This is a genomic window from Klebsiella sp. YJ (assembly GCF_002108615.1).
In the GTDB taxonomy this organism is placed as follows: domain Bacteria; phylum Pseudomonadota; class Gammaproteobacteria; order Enterobacterales; family Enterobacteriaceae; genus Klebsiella; species Klebsiella planticola.
The window spans coordinates 310,794-334,127 of record NZ_MTEG01000001.1 but is presented as its reverse complement, the minus strand read 5'-3'; the positions used below and the strand labels follow the sequence as shown (position 1 = coordinate 334,127).

At 48.2% G+C, this 23,334-nt stretch carries 17 protein-coding genes, 2 tRNA genes and 1 pseudogene; 9 read left to right on the top strand and 11 right to left on the bottom strand.

What is annotated here, in order from left to right; genetic code table 11:
• Positions 1 to 210: 210 nt before the first annotated feature.
• Positions 211 to 286: transfer RNA gene (locus tag BV390_RS01555), tRNA-Asn, on the bottom strand.
• 6 nt (positions 287 to 292) lie between these two features.
• Between BV390_RS01555 and BV390_RS31875 the strand changes: the two genes are divergently transcribed.
• From BV390_RS31875 to BV390_RS01545, 3 genes are all read left to right on the top strand, one after another.
• On the top strand, positions 293 to 472 hold the full coding sequence (locus BV390_RS31875; RefSeq protein WP_219637347.1) for a DUF5951 family protein: 180 nt from the start codon (positions 293 to 295) through the stop codon (positions 470 to 472).
• Between the two features lie 8 nt (positions 473 to 480).
• Positions 481 to 1,917 carry an EmmdR/YeeO family multidrug/toxin efflux MATE transporter gene (locus BV390_RS01550; RefSeq protein ID WP_032686851.1) on the top strand — a complete coding sequence of 479 codons (1,437 nt, stop codon included), beginning with the start codon at positions 481 to 483 and terminating at the stop codon, positions 1,915 to 1,917.
• Between the two features lie 126 nt (positions 1,918 to 2,043).
• A tRNA-Asn gene (locus BV390_RS01545) sits at positions 2,044 to 2,119 on the top strand.
• Between the two features lie 138 nt (positions 2,120 to 2,257).
• On the opposite strand, the gene BV390_RS01540 is transcribed toward BV390_RS01545, so the two are convergent.
• Positions 2,258 to 3,205 (bottom strand): NAD-dependent epimerase/dehydratase family protein, encoded by a 948-nt coding sequence (locus BV390_RS01540; RefSeq protein WP_085396432.1) that lies wholly within the window; start codon positions 3,203 to 3,205, stop codon positions 2,258 to 2,260.
• A 175-nt stretch (positions 3,206 to 3,380) separates the two neighbouring features.
• On the opposite strand from BV390_RS01540, the gene BV390_RS01535 reads away from it, so the two are divergent.
• Positions 3,381 to 3,836: a MerR family transcriptional regulator gene (locus tag BV390_RS01535; RefSeq protein ID WP_032699241.1), complete on the top strand. Its 456-nt coding sequence runs from the start codon at positions 3,381 to 3,383 to the stop codon at positions 3,834 to 3,836.
• A gap of 69 nt (positions 3,837 to 3,905) precedes the next feature.
• Here the strand turns inward: BV390_RS01535 and BV390_RS01530 are convergent, their stop codons facing one another.
• The 4 genes from BV390_RS01530 to BV390_RS01515 all read right to left on the bottom strand — a co-directional run bounded on the left by BV390_RS01530 (position 3,906) and on the right by BV390_RS01515 (position 7,779).
• Positions 3,906 to 4,697, bottom strand: coding sequence for an HAD-IIB family hydrolase (locus BV390_RS01530; protein WP_064384333.1), 792 nt, complete (start codon positions 4,695 to 4,697; stop codon positions 3,906 to 3,908).
• Between the two features lie 200 nt (positions 4,698 to 4,897).
• Entirely contained in the window at positions 4,898 to 6,352 is a 1,455-nt protein-coding gene (locus BV390_RS01525; protein WP_032686855.1) for an AMP nucleosidase, read from the bottom strand.
• 137 nt (positions 6,353 to 6,489) lie between these two features.
• The gene (locus BV390_RS01520) at positions 6,490 to 6,741 is read right to left on the bottom strand and encodes a histidine kinase (protein WP_032686856.1); all 252 of its coding nucleotides are present in this window, start codon (positions 6,739 to 6,741) and stop codon (positions 6,490 to 6,492) included.
• A 105-nt stretch (positions 6,742 to 6,846) separates the two neighbouring features.
• Positions 6,847 to 7,779 (bottom strand): nucleoside recognition domain-containing protein, encoded by a 933-nt coding sequence (locus BV390_RS01515; protein ID WP_032686857.1) that lies wholly within the window; start codon positions 7,777 to 7,779, stop codon positions 6,847 to 6,849.
• Between the two features lie 399 nt (positions 7,780 to 8,178).
• On the opposite strand from BV390_RS01515, the pseudogene BV390_RS30495 reads away from it, so the two are divergent.
• The 4 genes and pseudogenes from BV390_RS30495 to BV390_RS01495 all read left to right on the top strand — a co-directional run.
• A pseudogene (locus BV390_RS30495) lies at positions 8,179 to 8,511 on the top strand (LLM class flavin-dependent oxidoreductase); the annotation flags it as partial.
• Positions 8,512 to 8,983: 472 nt separating this feature from the next.
• The gene (locus tag BV390_RS01505) at positions 8,984 to 10,111 is read left to right on the top strand and encodes an ABC-three component system protein (protein WP_085396430.1); all 1,128 of its coding nucleotides are present in this window, start codon (positions 8,984 to 8,986) and stop codon (positions 10,109 to 10,111) included.
• Positions 10,108 to 10,623: an ABC-three component system middle component 2 gene (locus BV390_RS01500; RefSeq protein ID WP_085396429.1), complete on the top strand. Its 516-nt coding sequence runs from the start codon at positions 10,108 to 10,110 to the stop codon at positions 10,621 to 10,623. The genes BV390_RS01505 and BV390_RS01500 overlap by 4 nt, the downstream gene beginning before the upstream one ends.
• Before the next feature lie 56 nt (positions 10,624 to 10,679).
• Positions 10,680 to 12,494 (top strand): coiled-coil domain-containing protein, encoded by a 1,815-nt coding sequence (locus BV390_RS01495; RefSeq protein ID WP_227517215.1) that lies wholly within the window; start codon positions 10,680 to 10,682, stop codon positions 12,492 to 12,494.
• 498 nt (positions 12,495 to 12,992) lie between these two features.
• Here BV390_RS01495 and BV390_RS30490 read toward each other — a convergent pair whose 3' ends face one another.
• The 5 genes from BV390_RS30490 to BV390_RS01475 all read right to left on the bottom strand — a co-directional run bounded on the left by BV390_RS30490 (position 12,993) and on the right by BV390_RS01475 (position 21,614).
• A complete protein-coding gene (locus BV390_RS30490; protein WP_133959766.1) occupies positions 12,993 to 13,850 on the bottom strand; it encodes an HNH endonuclease in 858 nt (285 codons plus the stop codon).
• Positions 13,843 to 15,402 carry an AAA family ATPase gene (locus BV390_RS01490; protein ID WP_085396426.1) on the bottom strand — a complete coding sequence of 520 codons (1,560 nt, stop codon included), beginning with the start codon at positions 15,400 to 15,402 and terminating at the stop codon, positions 13,843 to 13,845. Before BV390_RS01490 ends, BV390_RS30490 begins: the two co-directional genes overlap by 8 nt.
• Positions 15,403 to 15,795: 393 nt before the next feature.
• Positions 15,796 to 17,994: a DEAD/DEAH box helicase gene (locus BV390_RS01485; RefSeq protein ID WP_085396425.1), complete on the bottom strand. Its 2,199-nt coding sequence runs from the start codon at positions 17,992 to 17,994 to the stop codon at positions 15,796 to 15,798.
• A complete protein-coding gene (locus BV390_RS01480) occupies positions 17,991 to 19,304 on the bottom strand; it encodes an ATP-binding protein (RefSeq protein WP_085396424.1) in 1,314 nt (437 codons plus the stop codon). The genes BV390_RS01485 and BV390_RS01480 overlap by 4 nt, the downstream gene beginning before the upstream one ends.
• Before the next feature lie 3 nt (positions 19,305 to 19,307).
• Positions 19,308 to 21,614, bottom strand: a complete 2,307-nt coding sequence (locus tag BV390_RS01475; RefSeq protein WP_085396423.1) for a tellurite resistance TerB family protein — start codon at positions 21,612 to 21,614, stop codon at positions 19,308 to 19,310.
• Between the two features lie 713 nt (positions 21,615 to 22,327).
• Between BV390_RS01475 and BV390_RS01470 the strand changes: the two genes are divergently transcribed.
• The gene (locus BV390_RS01470) at positions 22,328 to 23,272 is read left to right on the top strand and encodes an ArdC family protein (RefSeq protein WP_085396421.1); all 945 of its coding nucleotides are present in this window, start codon (positions 22,328 to 22,330) and stop codon (positions 23,270 to 23,272) included.
• Positions 23,273 to 23,334 lie beyond the last annotated feature (62 nt).

Below are 23,334 nucleotides of genomic sequence, written 5' to 3'. Positions count from 1 at the left end.
CTCAACCCGGTAAGGCGAAGCCTCGGTGCCTGATATCTCGGGGGAGGGCGCCGGATTTGACTCCCCGTGTTTGCCGATATGGCGGGTAAAGTCTCAACGCCCCGGGAAGCGCTTTCACCTGACCTGTTGAATTCATGCCGTATCAGGATTCGTAAGGATGTACGAAAGCAAAAAGCCCGCTTAAGTTTCCTTAAGCGGGCTTTTTAAATATGGCTCCTCTGACTGGACTCGAACCAGTGACATACGGATTAACAGTCCGCCGTTCTACCGACTGAACTACAGAGGAATCGTTGTGGAGTCGTATCTTAGCGGCGAAAAAAATTTTGTCAAACATCAATTTGCCCGCAAAGGTTCAACTGCCGCTTCCATCAACAATTTGTTGCTATTACCGACAATTAATAAGGAAAAATGTTTTGCAGGAACCATCATTCTCTATCATTATTTGAAATGTAGTTTCAACTTTTCTCACTAAGGTCTCCTTTGAACGTCACCTCCGCAGTAAGCCAGGTCCTCGGACGCACTTCCTGGTTCAAAAAGCGTAAAAGTTATCGTGTACTTTACTGGCGTGAAATCAGCCCGCTTGCGGTGCCGATATTCCTCGAAAACACCTGCGTTTTGCTGATGGGCGTACTGAGTACGTTCCTCGTCAGCTGGCTGGGAAAAGAGGCAATGGCCGGGGTGGGGCTGGCCGACAGTTTTAATATGGTGATTATGTCGTTCTTCGCCGCCATTGATCTCGGTACGACCGTAGTGGTCGCCTTTAGCCTCGGCAAACGCGACCGGCGGCGGGCGAGGGCGGCGGCAAGACAATCGCTGGCGATTATGACGCTGTTCTCTGTTCTGCTGGCGGTCGCGATCCATGCATTTGGCAGCGAGATCATTAATTTTGTTGCCGGCGATGCCTCGGCGCAAGTGAAGGCCATGGCGCTGACCTATCTGGAGCTGACGGTATTGAGCTACCCGGCGGCGGCCATTGCGCTGATTGGCAGCGGCGCATTGCGCGGGGCGGGGAACACCAAAATCCCTCTGTTGATCAATGGCGGGATGAACATCCTCAACATTATTATCAGCAGCATCCTGATCTACGGCATTTTTTCCTGGCCGGGCCTCGGGTTTGTCGGTGCCGGTCTCGGGCTCACTATCGCCCGCTATATTGGTGCCGTGGCGATAGTCTGGGTGCTGGCAATTGGTTTTAACCCGGCGCTGCGTATCTCGCTGAAGAGCTACTTCCAGCCGTTCAACCTGGCGATTATCTGGGAAGTGATGGGCATTGGCATCCCGGCGAGCATCGAGTCGGTGCTGTTCAACGGCGGTAAACTGCTGACGCAGATGTTTGTTGCCGGGATGGGGACCAACGTTATCGCCGGCAACTTTATTGCTTTTTCCGTCGCCGCGTTGATTAACCTGCCGGGGAACGCGCTGGGTTCCGCGTCGACGATTATTACCGGTAAACGGCTGGGGAAAGGGCAAATCGGGCAGGCAGAGCGCCAGGCGTGGCACGTCTTTTGGTTATCCACCATCGTTCTGACGGTGATTGCGTGGGGGACGGCGCCGTTTGCCAATCTTATCGCCTCTTTCTATACCAGCGAAGAAGATGTCAAAGTGGTGGTCAAAGAGCTACTGTGGCTTAACGCCTTCTTTATGCCTATCTGGGCCACGTCGTGGATCCTGCCCTGTGCCTTTAAAGGCGCGCGCGATGTGCGCTACACCATGTGGGTATCGATGCTGGGAATGTGGGGCTGCCGTGTGGTGGCGGGTTACACCCTGGGCATTGTGCTGGGAATGGGGGTGATTGGCGTCTGGCTGGGAATGGTGCTCGACTGGGCGGTGCGTGGCGTGCTGTTCTATTGTCGAATGGTCAGCGGGCGCTGGCTATGGAAATATCCGCGCAGCAAGATTCAAGTCGACGAAACATAACCTTTTTTCGGGCGAAACGGTACTTTTTGCCCAAAGTGGAGAATAAATCGGCAAACGATTTAAATTGTGAAAACAGCCTTTGACAAGGCCAGGCGGCGCCGTTAATATTCGCCCCGTTCACACGATTCCTCTGTAGTTCAGTCGGTAGAACGGCGGACTGTTAATCCGTATGTCACTGGTTCGAGTCCAGTCAGAGGAGCCAAATTTAAGAAGCCCGCTTAAGGAAACTTAAGCGGGCTTTTTGCTTTTCTGATGCTGTCCCAGATAGCCAACCAAAATCCCGCGTCGCCCATACCCACGCGACGGCAGGCCCCAGAGGCTGTAACCCGGGTGCAGGCAGCTATCGGGCTTTCGTCCGTTGGCTTCGCCATTCCCGGCAGATCTGTTCCAGACCCTCGCCGTACGTTGTGACGGTGAAATCCGGGAAGCGATGCTTAAATTTTGCCGACTCGAACAGATTGTCATACTCATAACGCGGCAGCAGTTCCCGCAGCTCGCGGACCCTCTGTACGAAAAGTCCCGCGGCGATCAGGATCTGCTTTTTGAGAACGGAATACTCCGCCTCTCTGCCGAAAATCTCACCAGCCAGGGTGACAAACTGGCGATAAGTGAGGCGATCGTCGTCGCACGGCAGGTGCCAGCTTTGACCGAAAGCGTCCGGCGTGTTGCCGAGGAGCGCGAGGGCGCGGCTGGCGTCAGGTGTCCAGATGAGCGTACGCAGCTTATCGTCACGTACCGGTACGCGTGGCCGTTCGCCTGTTTTCAGTCTGTCGATGATCAGGGCGTTGGTAAAACTCTGCGTCTTTCCCGGCCCATAAAACTCTGGCGCGCGCCCGATAACGACCGGAATGGCTCCGCGTTCCATCTCCTCCAGCACCCTGCTTGTCATCTGCGCACGCACTTTTCCTTTCCGCCCTCGGGGGGCGAAGCGCGTTTCTTCCGTCTGCGGATCGCCGTTCTGTGGGTACATATAGGTATTGTCAAAATAGACAAACCTGGCGCCCGCCGCGCGAGTTGCATCGAGCGCATTCTTCAGCATTGTTGGGAACTGTTGCTCCCAAAGGGCCGAGTTCGTCGGTAGCCCCGCGGCAAAATAGACAATACTGCTGCCCTTGACCGCTTCTCGCGTTTGTTCCGCATCAAGTAGATTTGCCGCGACGGTAACATCGCTGGCGTTTACCTTTCGGGGACTGCGGCTGACCAGTCGCAGGTCATCGGTATATGAGCGTTTCAACTCACGGGCAAGTTCCTGGGCAATCTGGCCGCTGGCTCCCAGAATGGTTTGCATAGCAGTTCCTCATTTCAATTGGCATGCTGTACGGTATGTCGCGCCGGTTCAGTCAGCCATCAAAGGCATTATCTGATCCTGAACCCGGTCCACATACAGATTCGGCAGCATGCCTCTGTTGACCATTTAACCAGTATAAGTTTAAAGTTAACTTTAAGGTCAAGAGGGGGAAGGTATGAGAATCGGTGAGCTGGCAAAAGTGACGGGGATAACCCCCTCGCGGATTCGCTTTTACGAAAGCGAAGGGCTGATTACGCCACCTCCGCGCCAGGGAAATGGCTACCGAAATTATTCTGCCGATGTGGCCGATCTGCTGAAGATTATCGATCGTGCGCAGCGTGCGGGGTTTTCTCTGGAGCAAATTCGCCGCTTTTTACCGCAACGGCAGAAAAGGTGGGATCACGAGGCGCTGATACAGTCGCTACAGGGGCGTATAGCGGAGATTGATCTGATGCAAAAGCAGCTTGCGCAAAGTAAGGCAGAACTGCTGAATCTGATCGCCAGCATCGCCGAGCGGCCCGATGGGATCTCATGTGAGGAGAATATGCAGCGGCTGACAGGGCAACTGCTGGATCCTGGGCGGCTAGAAGAGAGTGTCGACACCTGCCCCCAAAGTGACCAGCCGGAGTAAAACGATTTCCGCTCAGCGGGAAGCTAAGCGTTCTTCTTGCCTGCTGGCGGATGACACCTCTGTATTAAGTCACGACGCCTGTGCTTTTTTGTGCTCCAGTATTTTATCCACCCCTTCGATGAAACCGTCTCCCCCGGGACCCACGCTTATCCACGCAGGCAGCGTCGGGATGGCCGCCAGGTGATGTCGCAGGGTACTCATACCAAGGGTATGCCTGAATCCGGCAAACATCGGGGCGTCATTTTCAGAGTCTCCGCTATAAAAGACGCTCTCCTGTCCGGCCCGTTCATCCAGATGGTAAAAGGTCCTGAGGACGTGACGGCTCATGATTAACTTATCGTATTCCCCGGACCAGGCCAGCACCCATAAGTTATTCACCGTGGTCTTTAACCCGGCCTCGCGCAACGACTCACGCAGCGTGTCAATGTGCGCGCTATGCGCGGGCAGGTTAAAGGCCAGGCTGGAGAGGCGGAAAGGCTGGTCTGCCGCAAGGGTTGCCCAATGGTATTGTCCGGCGATTTTCCGCGCAATCGCGGTGAGTGTTTTGTGCACGTCGGCCTGCTTGTCCGCATGCCAAAAATGGCGGTTTATCCCGTGGCCATCGGCGGCACGCTGAAAGAAAAAGCCGCCATTCTCACCGATGACGCCATCGACAGGCCACATTCTGACCATCTGATCGCACCATCCTGCCGGGGCGCCGGTGACGGGGATAACCCGAATACCGGCAGATTGCAGCCGCTCTAATGCCCCATAGGTGGCGGCGGAAAGCCGTCCGTTAAAGGTGAGCGTTTCATCCATATCGGTCAGAACATATTTTACCGAGGAGAAGAGTCCCTGTGATGCCAGCGCAAGTGGTCGCATATCCACTCCTAATACAAAGAAACGATGTTATCGCGCTTTGGCGCGCAGGCGTTATAACGGAAGGCAATGAGTTATACCGTGGCTGAAGTCCGGTGCTGAGGGGAAAGCCCGCCTGTGGGCGGGCTGACGGTGGTCGGTCGTGAGATCGGTTTGTCGCTTTCTCTTTGTCCGTCGTCGCGTCGGGAAAAGAGAGGAGAAGGTTAGCGGAACGGCGGCTCGTTGAAGGTACGCAGTTTGCGCGAATGCATGTGGTCACCCTCCGCACGCAGCAGATCAATAGCTTTAATGCCTATCTGCAGATGCTCGGAGATCGCCCCTTCATAAAAGCGGTTGGCCTGGCCCGGCAGCTTAATTTCGCCGTGCAGCGGTTTATCGGAGACGCAGAGCAGCGTGCCGTACGGGACGCGGAAGCGGTAGCCCTGGGCGGCAATAGTGGCGCTCTCCATGTCGATGGCCACGGCGCGGCTGAGGTTGAAGCGTAGCGCTGAGGCGGAATAGCGCAGCTCCCAGTTGCGGTCATCCGTGGTGACCACCGTGCCGGTACGCAGCCGCTGTTTAACCTCTTCACCAGGCATGCCGCTGATTTGCTTGGTGGCGTCGTACAGCGCGCGCTGTACTTCGGCAATGCTGGGAATCGGGATATCCGGCGGCAGTACCGCATCCAGAACGTGGTCATCACGCAGGTAGGCGTGGGCCAGCACATAGTCGCCGATGGTCTGGCTTTCACGCAGACCGCCGCAGTGGCCAATCATCAGCCAGACGTCAGGGCGCAGCACCGCCAGATGATCGCAGATGTTCTTGGCGTTCGCCGGGCCGACGCCAATATTAATTAGCGTAATACCCTGGCCATCTTTGGTGATCAGATGCCAGGCGGGCATCTGATGCTTTTTCCACGCCAGATCGGAAATGGCCTGCTCTGGCGCCTCCGTATCGGCTGTTATCCAGATCCCACCGGCGCAAGAGAGCGCGATATAGGGGCTGTCAGGATCGAGAATCTGGCTACACCCCCAGCTCACGAACTCATCAACGTAACGGGTATAGTTGGTAAACAGAACGTACGGCTGAAAATGATCGACCGGTGTCCCGGTATAGTGCCGCAGGCGCGCGAGTGAGAAATCGACGCGGCGGGCGTCAAAATGGGAAAGCGGGTGGTGTTCGGTGGGATGGAACAGCCCGTCGGCGGTTTCATCGCCAATTTGCGATAGTTCGGTGGTCGGGAAATGGCGGGTCAGCCCCGCGCTCATCGAGCGATCGAGCGTTAAGGCAGAGCCGTCGATGACATACGGATAAGGAATTTCATGCTGCGATAACCCGACGCTGATATGCGCACCGTAATCCTGATACAACGACGTGAGCTGCTCCAGCAGGTAGGCGCGAAACAGCTTAGGATTGGTAATGGTGGTGGTGTAGCAACCGGCATGGGTGAAGCGGCCCCAGGCCCGGGTTTTTAGCGCTTTATGGTCAGCTCCGTCCCATGAAACGGACAGCTGCGGATAGACAAACAAGCCGTTAGCACGCGCGTCGTCATCCGGGAGAATGCTGTGGTTGATATATTCGCCGATGGCTTTACGTAATGCATTGACCGAACGCTCATACTGCAGTTCAAGCTGATTCAGTGCTTGTTCCGGGGTCAGACTGGCGGCCTTGTGGTTCATCTTTGCTCCTTTTTTCAGGTCTGCTGACATGCTTGATAGTATGTCACAGACGGAAAAGAGCGAAGGGGAATTTCAGTCGCTCGGCGGTGAAAGTGATTGAATTAAATATTGTTGCTGAAGGGCCGGTCGCTGATTTATTAATCAGATTTGGCGATTTCCGCCCAGCGTTCGCTGCTGAAGTGCGTGGCTTTTATCACTTTTAATGTCAGCGCAGGATTGTCATTGAGGCAATACAGGGCATTTGCCAGCGGCGTGAGTTTATCTCCGCACTGTAAAGCGCATTGCCGGGTGGTGATTTCGGCAATAACCATTAAATGTGCGCTTTGTAATACTGCGCAATAATCTTGCGGTTGCTTGGATGATTGTACTTTTTTTACCCACCACTCCATAAGACATTCCCTGTTCAGCGTTATTTCAGGCGATAATTGCCCGTTACCTTTTTTCTTACAATAAGAATAGCCTAATGGTTTAGGATGCGTTTAATCTGAAAAGATTCAGAATATCGTCACGTGCATAATGGTCCGAATAAGAATACCGATGATAGCGCCAGGGGCGGCAAAGCGGAACAGCCGAACAAAGCGCGAGCTCACGCCAAGGAATATACCAATGCCGGGCAGATCGAAGGTCTGGATGAAGAGTCCGGCGGAGGCGTTGAGTTGGCTGATGGTGACTTTGCCTTGCTGCACCAGTTCAGAGACCACGCCAAAATAGGCCGTACCGCCTGCGATACATTTGACCAGCGCAGGAAGGACAAAATTGACTGGAATATGCAGCCACTGCAGCAGCGGCATCAGCAGATGCTGGAGCATGTCGATGATGCCGGCCGCCTGCATCACCCCGACGATGGTTAATGACAGGATCAGCATCGGCACCGCGCCGAGCGCAAGACGAATGGCATCCGATCCCGCATTGTTAATGACCGCAATCACGCCCTGGCTGTTTTGTTCGGCGTTGGGTAGCACCTCCGCCCGGGCATTCTCTATCACTGACAGACGGCGCCCGATGACGTGCCAGGTGACCGCCCCCGCGCACAGACCGCCGATAATCGAAATGCAAATCGAGGCCATCCAGTGCAGTCCGAAAGGGGTGAGAGGGTAAAAGACGTTGCCCTGACCCATGGCAAAGACCATGGCGAGCGTTGCGGCCATCTGGCGATCTGAGACGCCACGCTTATCCATAATGGCCAGCGTCGCCAACGGTGCGGCGAAACTGACGAAGTTAATCTGAATCAACGCGAATGCGCTCATCCCGCCAAGGCCAAAAGGTTTGAGCAGCGGCGCGACCCAGCGAACGATAACGTCCAGTACCCCGCGGACTTCCAGATATTTCATGATCATCAGCATGACGACCATAATGGGTAATAGCGTATAAAGCGCGACATCAACGGAGGATTTTCCCGCCGACATAATAATGCCGATAAGATCCATTTAACTCTCAAGCACCGAATAGCGAAATGATAATAGCCATCATCATAATCCTCGTCAGACGGAAATGATACGCCTTAATGGTAGCGCTCACTCCGCACCGGGCTATTATTGTGGTGTAAATAAGAAAATCATATTTCGGGGATTATTATTAAAATAAAACTTATGTTTGCCCCGGGCATTATTCGATGAACGCTGTGGCTTATCCGTGGAAGGGATCAAAAATGGACAGGTCTGTCGAGCGCGGGTCCGCGGATAGTCCCTGCTCGGGATAAAAAGCGCGAGGGGCCGCCAGGAGACTCGTTCCCGGCATATTGTCGTTCGGAGCGCGACGAGTCACGGAAGAGGGCTGAGATTGAGTGGGCTCAGATCTCTCCGGTTACAGCGTGCGATAAGCAAAGTGTCAGCATCGGTCTGGCGGCGACGGCCTCCACCACTTTCAGCGATCCGTTTAATCTGGCGCGTAGCTTTTCATCCCTCGATCATATCAGCCGCGGTCGCGCCGCGTGGAACGTCGTGACCTCTTTTTCTCGCGATGTGGCGCGCAATTTCAGTCGCGAAAATATGCCGATGCACGCCGAGCGCTACGCGGTGGCCCATGAATTCCTCGAAGTGAACTGCACATTATGGGAAGGCTGGCAGGAGGGGGGGCAACCGGATAAGGCGAGCGGGTGCTATTTTGTCGACGAGAAAATTCAGGCCGTGAACCACCGGGGAAAAGGCGAACATTTTCAGACACTGAGGATTGGCTGACAAAATAGTATGTGAGGGATAAATACAGAAAAGCAAAAAGCCCGCTTAAGTTTCCTTAAGCGGGCTTCTTAAATATGGCTCCTCTGACTGGGATCGCCTTTGCCAGTAACTGGCTAATAATTAAGTTAACTCTCAGTCCCCGTACTGTCAAGACCACCAAAATGACCACCATTAGTGCGGGTTAAAAAAGCTGGTTTGAGCGTCGCGCTACATGTGGCGATGGTTACTATTGTGTTTTCTGTAAGGGGAGCGTAGCTAGAGTGAGCATTCAAGATCCTATCCTAGGGAACTGTGTCCAAAGAAGTCTGACTGTCTGCTCAGGGCGTGAAGTGGACATTACTAAAATAGGAGACAGATAGATACTTACTATTCATTTGCTAGTGTGGTAATTTTTTGAAATGAAATTGACCGAAAAAACCTTGATGTATCACTTCGGCATGGCATGGAGAGTGTAGTGACAGAGGAAATAAAACAGGGTCTTAGCACTACATTTAGCGGATTGTCTGCACCTACACCATGGCCGGGCGCTAATGCTCGGTTGCTTGGATTAGGTGTAGGACTACCTATCGCGCCTCTTGTTCGTCTGTCTCAATTTAGTGCCGCTGAATTTGAACGTTTCACTCTCGAATGGGCTTCTGATTACCTTGCAAGGCAGCAATATGTAAATGAAGTTCAGCAGCGTGGTGGTGCAGGGGATAAGGGACGGGACATAGTTGTTTGGCTTGACCCAACAAATGTTTCACCGCGGCGATGGCACCTGTACCAATGTAAACATTATGATACTAATTTAGGTCTTCCAAAGGCTGGTATCGAAATTGCAAAAGTCATTTATTATACTTTTATTAGTGACTACACAGCACCTGAAGAATACTACTTTGTTACACACAAAGGTGTAACGTCACCATTTCAAGACCTTCTCGACGACCCAGAAAAACTCAAGCAGGCGATTCTTTCAGGATGGATGTCTTATGCCAAAACGATTACAACAAAATATGAAATTCCCCTGACAATAGAACTTCAAAGTTATATTAAAAAATTTGATTTCAGTATTTTCCGTGCAAAGCAACCACATGAATTACTCGAAGAACATAGAAAGACTTCATTTCATCTTACGGTCTTTGGAGCACCTCTAATTGAACGTGACCCGCCTGAGGCTCCTCCATCAGCAGTTGACCCTATAGAGACCGCATATATTGAGCAACTGTACGCCGTCATTAGCCATGATATAGCAAACCTAGTTCGGACCTTCGCTGATTTTGAAAATAGTATCAGTCACGTAAAACTTTTCGAACGTTCTCGTATTACCTTTTATTGTGCGGAGGGATTGAAGGAACTTGCTAGAGATCAGATGGCCAATCAAACATTCTTCAATACCTTACTGGAGGAGTTCAATGATGGGTTGTATTACACATACACAGATCAGGAAGGGACACCGTTGGTCCGTTTGAAAAGTACCGTAAAGGCAGCTCAAACTTTACAGCTTGGTGCTCATCCGCTTGCTGCTCACGTCACAAGTAAGGACCGTGAAGGTATGTGCCATCAATTAGCCAATAATAGGGTAATTGATTGGTGCAATCCATGATTGAAACATTAGAAATAAAGAGACACTTCGAAGATAGACCTTTCAATTCCCCTCTGGAGTATGGGTTCCGTGCGTTATTCATATTAAACGCAGCTGGTAACATGGCTATGGACCTACAAAGAATAGTTTCTTATGACTACCTTCTTGTACATACCAGCGATGTGCAAAATGGGCCTAAGAGTCTTCATCCGGCGGTTCCTCACAGGGGAGCTGAGCTACTTGTGAAACGTGGTTCAATTCAAGCAGGGCTTAATCTCATGCTATCGAGGGAATTGATCGAGGTGTTTTTTTCCCCTGATGGGATTCTATATCAGGCTTCCGAGCTGACTGGAAGATTTGTCCAGCTCCTAGAGTCTCCTTATGCAAGTGAACTTGCAGAACGTGCATTGTGGGTGACGAAAAAGTTTTGTCACTTTTCAAATGAAGAACTTGCTTCATTTATGACACAAAATGTAGGTCGATGGGGCTCTGAATTCGATCGATTGACAGCAATAGACTTATTGGATTTGTGAAAATGTTTCGGATAAGAAAAATACTTTTACGTGGAAATGGTGTTCAAGATGCTTATGTGGACTTCGATAAGGGTGCGAACATTCTGGCGGGGGAGTCCGATACCGGAAAGAGTTACCTTATCAGCTGTTTAGATTATATTCTTGGTGCAGAAAAACTTAAAAAAAAGCCTAAAGAGGCCGCTGCTTATACACATCTTTTCGTTGAGTTCGAAAATTCCAAAAATAAAGTGCTAACGCTAACTCGTGCACTGGATGGCGGAAAACTAGCTGCTCATTATGTTCCAATTCACAGCATTGATGGAAAAGGAGAGTCGATAGCACCTGGCCGCAAAGGCAAGAGTACAGGGCCTGATGTTACATCTATACTTTTCCCGTTCGCAGGAATTAAGGAGGCTAAGCTACGTAAGAATGCACGTGGCGCAACTCAACGCCTTTCCATCCGTACGCTTGCCCCGCTATTTCTGATTGATGAAGTATCCATCATCGACGAATTCTCGCCAGTAACTGGTCGCTCCGGATACGATGATACAGCCCGAAAACGTATGTTCTCATATATTCTCACTGGCATAGATGATGATGGAATTGTTGTTGAAGAAAAAACTGAAATTGTAAGGGCGCGACTGCAAGCCAAGTTTGAGATTGTGCAAGAGATGATTCAACCGCTTGAAGAACGCTTTGGTATCAGGTCGGATACTCCTCCGCTCGATCATGAATATGATAATGAGCTTGATGATGTGATCGCAAATTTGTCTGAAGAGGTAAAAAAAGCAACAACCGATATTTCCCGCTTACATGAGGAAATACAGGAAACAACTGCACTGAGTCTAAAAGCTGAATCTCAGTTACTGGGTGTGGCTGAAATCCAAATAAGATATAGCTTGCTCGGAGAGCGATACAACTCCGATCTGAAGCGGTTAGACTTTCTTGCGGAAGGAGCTCATTACTTTAAATCTCTCCAAGAGGTTCCTTGCTCTTTCTGTGGGCAGAATATGACTTTCGATCATTATCACAGTGAAAAAACGCAGACGCTATTGAATAGTGGTGAAATTCGGCGTTCTGCAATAGCAGAAGCTGCAAAGATCCATGCGTACTTGGCGGATCTCCAAAAAGCAATTGTTAATCTCGTTCAAAGAAAAGAAGAACTAGAGCAAGAGAAGGAGAATGCTCATAACTTGCTCACGGATCTACGGAGAGAGCTCACTCTTAACTTAACACCTCTGCTTACTCGCAGACTCGAGAGCCTCGAAAAACTGCTTGATTATAGATCCGAAAGAGACGCCGAGATTATTGATTTTCAAAGATGGGGAGAATTACATAAGCTCAAATTAAGTATCCAAAAATCGCTTACCCAAGACAACCAACCAAAATTGGAATGGGAAGGGCTTTCTTCTCTATCACTAACTGGCCTTTGCACTGAAGTTGAAGCAGTTTTAACCGACTGGAAATGGGGCTCTAAACCTCGAGTTGCCTTCGATGAGAAAGAGTACGACATCATCGTTGACGGTCAGCCTCGTCAGTCACACGGCAAGGGGGTCCGCGCGATTCTCTATTCGGCCTTTATCATTGGATTATTAAAGTACTGTGTTAACAATGGACGGCCGCACCCCGGGGTGGTCGTAATAGATTCACCGTTAACCAGCTATAAGAAGAAAGGGGCAGCAAAAGTATCAGGCTCAGACGAACCAATATCTGCGGGTGTCGAAACTGGATTCTGGAATTCATTGGCCCAATTACCGGAAACTATACAAGTTATTATTATTGAAAACAAAGAACCTCCAACTTCAATTATTACAAAAGTGCATTACGAATGGTTTGCGGGCGAGTATGCAGAGGTTGACGAGCGTTCTGCACTGATTCCAACTACCAGCTAATCTCCAGCAGTTTCATAAACGGGAGATCAATTCTTTTGAACATGACTTTCCAAATTTTCGTTATGAATTTCCCTTATATATCTAGGCAGTTTTTCTTTTTTACTGGACTGGTCCCTCATTATTCTGAACGCGAACATTAACGGATGTCATAAGCGTCCGTTCTTGGCTCATAGCCTACCAGCGCAGCTGCAGCAGCCGGCTTGGTACCAGAAGCGGAAGTTGTTAACATCGTACCATGTTGGTTATGGGGAGCATATCAAGATAAGGTTATGCTTTACCAGATTAAGACAGGGGTAAAGAGAATAAAGAAAAGTCTTGAAAGCGAATTGGGTCTGGAATATGGAAGCATTATTCATGTATTACAGCCACATAGTGATGGCAATAAATATCAGGGCTATGAGGAATGAATAACGGTTGACAAAAATATCACCATATTGAAATTGAAAAACCACCAGCCTCCATGCTGATGGATTTCATAATTAAAAATGCACTTAAGAACTAAAATCTTCCGCCGCAAATATTTGCATCTTTAGCAATGGCATTATAAACAACTCTTAAGGTGGAATTATTTTTTTGTTTTCTGGCTAAATCTGCGTAGTGGTCTTGCACCGTTAAATAATTACCATTTAACAGTAGCCTTCTAATATCTGAAGTTATTGTTGACACGAACTGTGCTGCATTAAGTACGTATTTCTGGCGCAGTTCAAATTTTATAAAATGATTTGTTACACGATCACGTTCAACTTTCATCCATCCTTGAGGAGGATCTGCATGAAAATCGAAAGTTAGAATACCATAATTTGCTGTTATACTAGCAGAGATCCAATCTGTTTGATAGAATTTTTGGTCATCATTGTAAGGATAAAGTGTTTGGTCTGAGGCAACTTCACATATACTTTCTGACTTAGACCCATTACAGTGCATACAAGCGGGTATAAGATTTTTTGGATTAACAGATAAAAGTGGATAGCGCGCTTTAGGTAAATAATGATCTAGTGAGTCTACACCGTGTATTCCGCACAATGGACAAAGTCCCTTCGAACATGCTCTTAATTTATCGTAAACTTTCCTCGACTCACTATCTGTCTTCAACATGTGAAGAGTATAAAGATCCTTTAGATCTTTTTTTGTGACATTTTCTGCAATTATTTGTTCAGGTCTTCTGGCAGAACAAGGCGTAAGTAAATGAAAGTTTTTAGGAGCGCAGCGAGTATCAAACAGTACCCATTCTCTAGATACAGTGTTCGCAATACGTTGCAATCTGTTTATATAATCTTGATTATTAATACTTACCGACAGCAAGCATGTACTAAAAACATCAGCACATTTTATATTTGGGTATGCAATTCTATTCATCTTCGTCTCCATCAGAATTTTTGATGTTGACTGTTTTGTCCCTGAGCATAATCATGCTCATCAATATTGCCTGCCCTTCAAAGCCAATCTTTCTTTTGAATTTTCTTATAACATCTTCGAAAGAAAGCCCATCATCAACTTGCTCTTTGAGAAGTTTGTGAAAGCCGGATTGCTCCATCTCTAACTTAAATACCTCTTTAGTTAAAGTGCCAACGTTTTCAGCAAATGTTTCTATTGAAGGTCTATCATATATCATTTCGTCCCCAAAACGCGTCAAGACCCAACAGCAGTTTTTGGGAACTTCTTGTACCACAACCGGTGAATGAGTTGCTATGATTGCGATTCCATTTCTTCTGGATAGTAGATTACTTAATGCGCGTATAAAAGCTGACAGAAGCGGCGGGTGCAAATGACTTTCCGGTTCATCGAATAAAACCAATGTCTTATCTTGCACTTTTTCGACAAGGCTACTGATTATCATGAAAACAATAGCATGGCCGGAACTCATTTTTTCCATCCGATTTATGCAGTCATCTACTAATATATTACCGGATAAATTGGCTATGTCCTTTAAATTTAGATCTCGAAAATTTGTATCGGACTCTAAGTTGTTTATGGCAGTTATCCACGCTTCCCTTTTTGAATCATCAGAACAGCAGTTGTAAACTGATGTAGCACACTTCTTTCTGAGGTTACGTATGTCCTCAAGATTGCCAATCTCATCTTTAGAACTATCACTTTTTTTTAGGCCAATATAATAATAACATGTACCAATGAGGGGGTCACTTTGCTCACTGAATGGCGTAAAGGGATCAAACGCACTGAAAGATACAGAAATAACAGTGCTAAAATAGCCATCTGTTATCCTTCCCGCATAAGCCTCTTCGAAATAAGCATTTTTTGGTTTTTCCTTTCCTACAATTGAATCAACCATTTCATTTAGTAGAGTAGTCTTACCAAGACCATTTCTACCGATAATTGCGTGTATATTACTAGGTGGCAAGGAATAAGGCTCGACATTAAACTCAATATTCAAATCTGAGAACAAATGATTTTTCCTGACGAATTGAAAATCAAATTCGGTAAGCAGACTCTCTCCATTTATAATCCTTAAAAACTGGCCATGAATGGTATTTATATTAACATCCCTTAGTAAGGATGTTTTAAATACATCCTCATTCTTTGCAATCTGCATGGCCTTTTTACTTAGGACGACACAGTTTAATTTTTTTAATATTACCTTGCACAATTCTTTATCAATGGAGTAAAGTTTCTCATAAAACTCAGGGCTTTCCGCAAGACTAAAAAATTCTTGTTCAAGTTTTACAAATTTTTTCTGTATTTTATCTAAAGTTGGAATATCTACAATTTGTTTTCGGAATCCTATTTTAATCTGACCAATCTCATGCAGTTTACCATTGGAATCCATGTAGTCCATATTAAATAGAGTTCGATAAGAATAATCATTCCAAGTAGAAAATGTTAAGTAAACAGTATTTTTACTTTTCATTGAGCTGATTAATTTTTTATTTAAGACGATAAACTCTAGCAACTTTATTCTCCTTTTGTATCAGTTATATCAGTTATACATAACAGCTTGAAATAATTTAAATTTAACTATGCACCTGCTATAAAATCATTAAGTTTGTAGTTAGCCCAAAGATACGTTATTAGTAATATTAACCTTTCAACCTGCCATTGGCTAATTTATTTATGATTGTCATCACAACAATGTCTTTGAGCGATACCTCTTCTTAAAAAAGTGCTAATGACGCAAAATTATGTAGTTCACGCATACCAAAGACAGGTTTTGACCTTCTACCCGTTGAGTGCTCCCGGTAATACCTCGGAGCTAAAACCTAGCAAATCCACAGGTAAATAAAAAAATAATCCTGCGAATAATTTATGGTGTGAATTATTTTTTATACCCTATTACGAAAATACACTACAGAATATTTTTCTGTAGCCAGATCTGCGTGCCTTCTATGTCATACGCTTTTGCTCCATATCCTTTCGCAAGCAGGGACTCGGGCAGATAATCGTCATATTTATCCAGATATTTTTCTGGAACATCTGCAGCGAGCTCTGATTCTGAAGGCAAGCCCGACAGCAGTATTTCTTTTAGTGCACGTTGGACAGAGGATACGCTTGCGCCCTGCGTCTCTATAACACCTGCAAATGAACTGGCTTTAAAGCCGCTACGCATAAGCAAGGCCGTTATTGTATTAACGACTTTATCCCCCATCCAGGGGAGAACGTAACTATGCTGGCCGTCGGAAATAAAATGGGAGTTTTGCAGATTGTAACGTTTAAAGTTGTCACCGCCTTCTGCAAAAAGGCTTCTGGCGGTGGCATCCGCATAATCGACCCTCTTACTTCCTATTGCGATGCGATAATCATTTTCCCTGTAGATAGCGAGCATCTCCTGGCGAACAACGTCATGAACAGACATACCTCCACCACTAAAGTGTGGCGGCTGGCCGCCTTTGGTCGCCTCAACATAGATAACTTTTTTTTCCACCTCGATCTCTGTCACTTTCCAGCGCCGTCCACCGAAGATTATGTGTTGGTCAGGTAGAAGAGGGGAATCTACTGGCAATGTGCCAAGGGTTCGGCTTCCTGTGACAATGCGGAATTCTTCTGGAGTATTGAACACGGCGTAAAACGTATAATGGCTAGTCAGCTTCTCCCCCTCAGCCCCAATAACCATTTCTCCGCTAGCAAGTTGTGTCAGCAGTCCGTATGCACCCATATGCCGAAGCAGACTTTTGAAATCAGCTAAATCGATGTTCCGGAACGGGCCAGTCTGGCACAGTTGTGACCAAAGTTGATCGGCTCGAACTCCACCCCATTGCGCGGTGATCGCCAGAATCTGGTGCAGCAGCGTGGAGTAGTGCATCTGGCGGGCATCAGCCGGTTCGAACCATCGCTTAGTGATCATCAATCGAATCATCGCCATCGACTGAACCAGTTGTAGCCGCAAGCAGTCTACGATGCTGCTGGTTGCGGTAAGTTCTTGTTCAGAGATTAGCATTCTCAGAACCGATGGAGAATCTCGCCGTCCTGACCGGCCCATACGCTGACGCAGGCTGGAGACGGAATGTGGAGGAGTAACCTGTACAACCGACTGCACCTTACCGATATCGATACCCAGCTCAAGCGTCATGGTACAGACAGCTGTTGTAGGCAAATTACCCTGCTGTAGACGGGCTTCAAGTGTCTCGCGTAATTCCCTGGACAGGGATCCGTGATGTGGAAAGAATTCATTCGGAACAACATTTTCTTCACACATGTCGCTTAGCGCCGCCGCGATGCTTTCAGTGCGCTTTCGACTGTTTGCAAAGACTAAATGGGAGTCGCCCCGGCAGAGTCTGAAAATGTCAGCGCAGACGTGTTGTTCTGCTGAGTTTTGTGGCTCTTCTCCTTTTTCGGTCACCGGCACCAGATAGCCTTTGACCTGCACTTGCAGTGTGGTCGTGCTATTATTGTCTGTCACAGTTTCGCAGGGCAATCGCTTATCCGGACGCAACAGTTCAGGCACTTTATCCAGTTCTCCTAACGTAGCGCTTAACGCAACGCGGGGAACCGGATTAACATGACGCCCCAGCATATGATCAATTCTGTTGAGCAGGGAGAGCAACTGCATGCCGCGCTCGGTACCAATAAAGGCGTGAAACTCATCAATAACAATGTAGGCTACTGGCGAAAATGCCTGTTTAATCCAGCCCGATGAATTTATGAGTAAAGACTCAAGTGATTCTGGCGTGATAAGTAGGATGCCCGCCGGGTCAGTCCGTATCTTCTTCTTTTTGCTTTGCGGTACATCACCGTGCCAAGGCGTCACAGGCATTTCCAACGCCTCGCCAAGGCTCTCAAGACGACGGTACTGGTCGTTAATGAGCGCCTTAAGCGGGCTGATATAAACAATACCAAACCCGCTAGTGATACCTGCAATTGCTGAACAGGCAGGCAGAAAGAAAGCCTCTGTTTTACCCGCTGCTGTGCTTGCACTAATTAGCACGTCCCGGTCACGGGCTAAAATTGCAGGGATAGCGCTCTCTTGCAGGGGTCTTAATGCAGACCAGCCCTGTTTATAAACCCACTTACGAACGCGGGGATCGAGACTATCGTACGCGCTGCTCATAATTTGAAGTTGGCCAGGTCGTCATCATTTTCTTCCCGCGCAATGACATCATCCATATCGCTTGGCCTGTCATCTTCAATCGCCACACCCGCGATTAGCGTCTGCCAGTTTATCGTGCTGTTTTGTTCAAGCACGGCCAGCATATCCAGAAAACCTTTGATGGTATTTCGAGGCGTACGGAAGTAAGCATCCCCGATGGTTTTGCTGCAGTGGTGCAGAAAACCGGTAAGTGCATCATCCGATACCAGATACTTCTCGGGCTCTCCGCCTGCATAAACATGGCGAAGATTTTTCAGTAAAATATACAATTCCTCTGGGGTGAGGCTGGCAAGATGTAGCGTGGGTGACGAGTAGTCAATCACTCCTGCTTTCTGAGCGAACCGATTTTCCGCCAGACGCGATTGCAGCGCCTCATAACTGTAAAGTCCTTTACGCGGATCAAACAGGAACTCGGGCGTGCCTCCAAGAACAAAACCAATATTCTCGGCAGAACCCTGCAGACAGTCATTCAGGATCCGCAGGATCTGTTCATAGTTAGCAGTTCTCGCCTGAGTATTGTTCAGCTTATAAAGGTTTACCATCTCGTCGAGATTGACCAGTAACCCGGCATAGCCTGCCTGACGGACAAACAGGCTTACCAGCTTCAATGAATCGTAGAACGAGGCGTCTGAGATAATAGTCCGGACGTCGAGATCGTTGCGGGCATCGGTTTTTGTGGTGTATTCGCCCCGGAGCCAGCGAATGGCATTGGATTTTAACGTCTCGTTATCCTGTTCATGTCCGCGCCAGAATGCATCGATGACTTTAGCAAAGTCATATCCCCCCACCATGTCTGACAGAGCAGCCAGGCGTTGGTGAATAACTGACGAGACTGGAGTGCCATCCGCATCAGCCTCCTTCCTCGCCTCCGTGACGAACCGCTCCACAACGCTGAGTAACGCATTGCCATCAGGTTTGTTGCGGGTGGACATGTTTTTCATAAGCTCTGAGTAGAGATTGCGCGCCTGACCTCCCGATGAGTGAATACGCCTGTCGGGGGAAAGGTCGGCACTGACTGTTACCAGCTTTTTTTCAAGTGCAATCGAACGTACCACGCTCAGAAAGAACGTTTTGCCTGATCCGTATTCACCGATGATAAGTCTGAAGCTTGCGCCGCCGTCAGCTATCCGCTCAATATCCTGATGGAGGGCAGTTATCTCATTCATCCGGCCCACCTGGATGTGTTGAATGCCTATTCTTGGCGTTACGCCAGACTTCAGTGATTGGATAATGGCATCCCGTTCTTTAACTCTTATGCGTGTCACAGACATCAACTATCCCTCTAATTCTTTAGCAATTTGCAAGTCTACCCAGATATCATCATCGGCATCGTCCAGCACTGGTGCATCAACCACTGTATAGGACCAGTCATTGATAACCTCAAGCGCACCGCTGAGCATCAAATTAAAATTCTCGCACAGTTCTGTCGCCTCTTTACGGGGCCATTGCTCCTTTTCCAGAAACCTGTGGTAAAGCTGGCTATGTGCACTATCAAGGCTACCATCCTGCGCCCTGGATACGGGAGTGCCCTCACGAAATTCCGGTTCGTCCTCGGTGAAAATCGCGCTAAGTAATTTACGGACATCATCTGTGGCCGACTCATGGCGAGCTAGCACGCTAGCGTCCAGCGTGAACTCAGCGGCCCTAAGACTCGCTGATGCAGACGACTGAGGGGTAACCTCTGCTGTAGAATGCTGATGAATGTTGCTGGAGATAGTTGAAGGGTCCAATCCCAAGCCTGAATAAATCTTTTCCAGTTGCTTGATTTCGGCAGGCTCAATTCTGCCATCCGAGCAGGCTACCCCCACGATAACCTTACCTACTGCTGATTTTTCCATCGTACTCAGCAGCGCTATTCTATTTTTCATTCCAGTCATGTTGGCCGGGGTACGAAGCTGCCATGTCAAATACGCATGTAAGGAGCGTTTTTCATCTTCGTTAAAACCAGAATTATGGTCGATAGCATTTTCCAGCACTTTCTGCTCGGCCTGATCAAGACTATTGTCGGTTAAGGCCACCATTGACCCCAGTCTTAGCGTCATCACCGCTGAGATAAACGCCGGAGATGGTGATAAGCGCGTTCCCTTACTAGCGGCAAATAAAACCAGTGCGCCGTTAGCTTCTGCTTTCACATGGTGATAAAGCGGATCAGGTGCCAGGCAGTAGCCCATTTTCAGTGCAAAGGCCTGCATCAGGTCGGCCTCTTTTTTATTGATTTTAGCCGGGCACTTGGCTCCCATATATGCCCAGAAGTCAGCAACGGTGGTTAACCCTTTGCGACTCGCGATCACTTCATCAGCCCAGCGTTTGAATGTACTTAAAACTTTTCCTGCGCTTTCATTAATGATTTCCACAGGCAGCAACATAATTGCCGCAGTATCATTTTCTGACGTACCTTTCCTGCCAAGATAGCGGCTGTAAGCATCCAGTTCATCTGTACAGATCTCTGCAAGCGTCATGATTTTCTGGACTGGGCCCTTCAATGCACTAGGGTCAGGCAAGTCTGGAACAGGAAGGCGAACGCCGCGCAGGCTGGGACTTGCAGGGGTGTAATCCAGACGCAGTCGCGTTTTATTAGGTTTGACAACCATACCCTCACCGTATTTGAGGGTATAGCGCTGTTTGAAAAGTGCAGCAAATTCTTTCGCGCAGCGGCGAGCGGGAGTTCGTAACGAATACTCCGTGTGGTTTGTTACCCACGTTAGCGCCAGATCGGCTGACACAGGAACTCCAGCATCCACAGCCTTTGCCAGCGTAAGCTTAAACAGCATACCGTTGCTGAAACTCAAATCACGGTCAAGATCATCGACCAGGTCAACGTCCGGGCGCAGAATAGACATTGCTTCCAGTAACTGGGACGAGTAATTCCGGAAGGAGCGATTTTCAATGAATACCGATCGTAACCGGCATACTTCATTAAATAGAGTACGGAACTCAGCGCCAGAAGTATTATTATCTCGGCTGTCAACCAGTGCCTTTCTTTCCAGGCCATACAGATAGATAAAAACGTAACCTACAGGGCATGACGCGTCGGACCTATCACTGGCAAGCCAGTTTAGATACGCGCCGCGCGCATCAGCTGAAAGCGAGGAATAGCTGGGCCAGTATCCCAATGTACTATCTTCGTGAAGATAAGGCTTGTGGTGAATATTGAGCGTGTCGTCAATTAATGATGCCTCGCTGCCATCATCATAATAGCCGCTTAAGCTCTGCCCAGCGGGCTTCATCCGCTGACCTAAATAAAAGTAACCACCGGTAATCTCCACACCACCCACAGTGATCAGAGCACCCGGCAATACCCATCGAGCCAAAGTACCGGTAGTTTTTGAGGTATTCTGACGTTGAGTCGTTGTTTTTCTGTATTCGACACTATGACCGCCTACTGTAAAAGTTGCCAGATCATCATCTTCACTGTCATCGTTTCTCACAACAGCCTCTTTTTTCTTGATGTCAGCAAGCCATTCTTTAGGTGGCGCTTTCACGGTTTTGGAAGGATAAGGTTCTGCAGATTTATGTTTTTTCTTTTTGAAAAACAATAGATAAATTACATAAATCGCCGCTATAAATATCCATAACTCCATGAGCAATAACCTTAAAACTGGCTTTCGTCATACGCCAAGGCATGGCGAGAGAAAGCAGGGGAAGTGGATTAATCTTAAAATAATACTTCTATATTGCGAGGGTTAAAACCAAAACATGACCAAATTTAGCCTATTTATTTTCATTGATAAAACTATTAGCTGTCAGCTAAATGCGCAAAGTTAGCAGTTGATTCTTAAGGAGAATCAATGCTATGCCTCAGGGTACTGTTGTATTGTTGCGTTAACATCTGAACAACTGACACATGGATGTAGAATCCTCAGGACATATACACTGGCTGGCAAAACTTACCTGTTTGCTGAGCATCAACTGGAGACATATTCTTTGGGGTCAGCTTTACACCTAGCCTATGAATCTCTAGCATCCCCACTTTTCGCAAAGCAGACTGCCATATAGTCTTCAACTTCAAAATACTATTAGTTCATGACTGAGCTAATACCAATAAATTCAATATCTTAAAATCATTTCACTACTGCGGCCTAAGGGGCGCTATGCCTGCCTAAGCAGGGGCAGTTTTTCCTCCTGCATGATTTCCGTTCTCGTATCAGCTTCTGGTTAATCGTTTCCCAACACAACCCGTCCCGCAAGGGTAAATGGCACGCATTCTGCGCCCTTGCGGGCCGGAACGATGTCGGGAAAGCGAACCGTCAGGCGATTCGAAGACGAAAATCACACCACTGACGGAGAAAAAATCATGACTATTTCCCTGCATACCCAGGCTAGCGCCCCTAACACCGCAGCGGCGACCAGCGTATCCCCGCTGGACCCGTCAGGCTCCTCAAAAACGAAATTTTCCAAAACCAAAACTGATATTTATCAGACCGTCACTGACAGCATCATTGCGGCACTGGAAACTGGTGTTAAACCCTGGGCGTGTCCGTGGCAGCGTACCCCCGGTATGTCGGGTTTACCGTCCAATTACGCAACTGGTATGGGTTACAGTGGAATGAATATCATGTTGTTGTGGTGCAGTGCGTCAGAACAGGGATTTAATGATTCGCGTTGGATGACCTACAAACAGGCAAAAGCGGAAGGCGGGCAGGTACGTAAGGGAGAACACGGCACAACAGCTATTTTCTATACCATGTTGGAAAGGGAAAATAACGAAGGAGAAACTGACTATATTCCGATGCTTAAGACTTTCACCGTGTTTAATGTTGAGCAAATTGATGGTTTGCCTCTGAGCGACGAAGCCGTTTGTCCGGCAGAGACCTTTGAGCCGTTACCGCGTGCGGAAGCGCTTTTCCGTAACAGTGGTGCAACCATCATTGAGAAGGGACAAAACGCCTTTTTTGCACCGTCAACCGATGAAATCCGTTTACCGGAACGTTGTCTTTTTACCGATGCTGCCAATTTCTACGCCACCGGCCTGCATGAGCTGATTCACTGGAGCGGGGCAAAAAGTCGACTGAACCGTGAAATGAAAGGGAAGTTTGGCAGTGAGGGATATGCGTTTGAGGAATTGATCGCCGAACTTGGAAGCGCGTTCCTGATGGCGGATCTGGGGATCGTTGGAGAGGTGCAGCATGAAAGCTATATCGCTTCCTGGCTGAAAGCACTGAAGAACGACAAGCGCTATATTTTCAAGGCCGCAAGCGTGGCATCCAAAGCGCATCGTTATTTGATAGATAAGCTTTGAGTGGGAATGCACTGCAAAGGAATGGGGCTTTGCGTGTAGGGGGCTTTTAAAACAGTAACGCT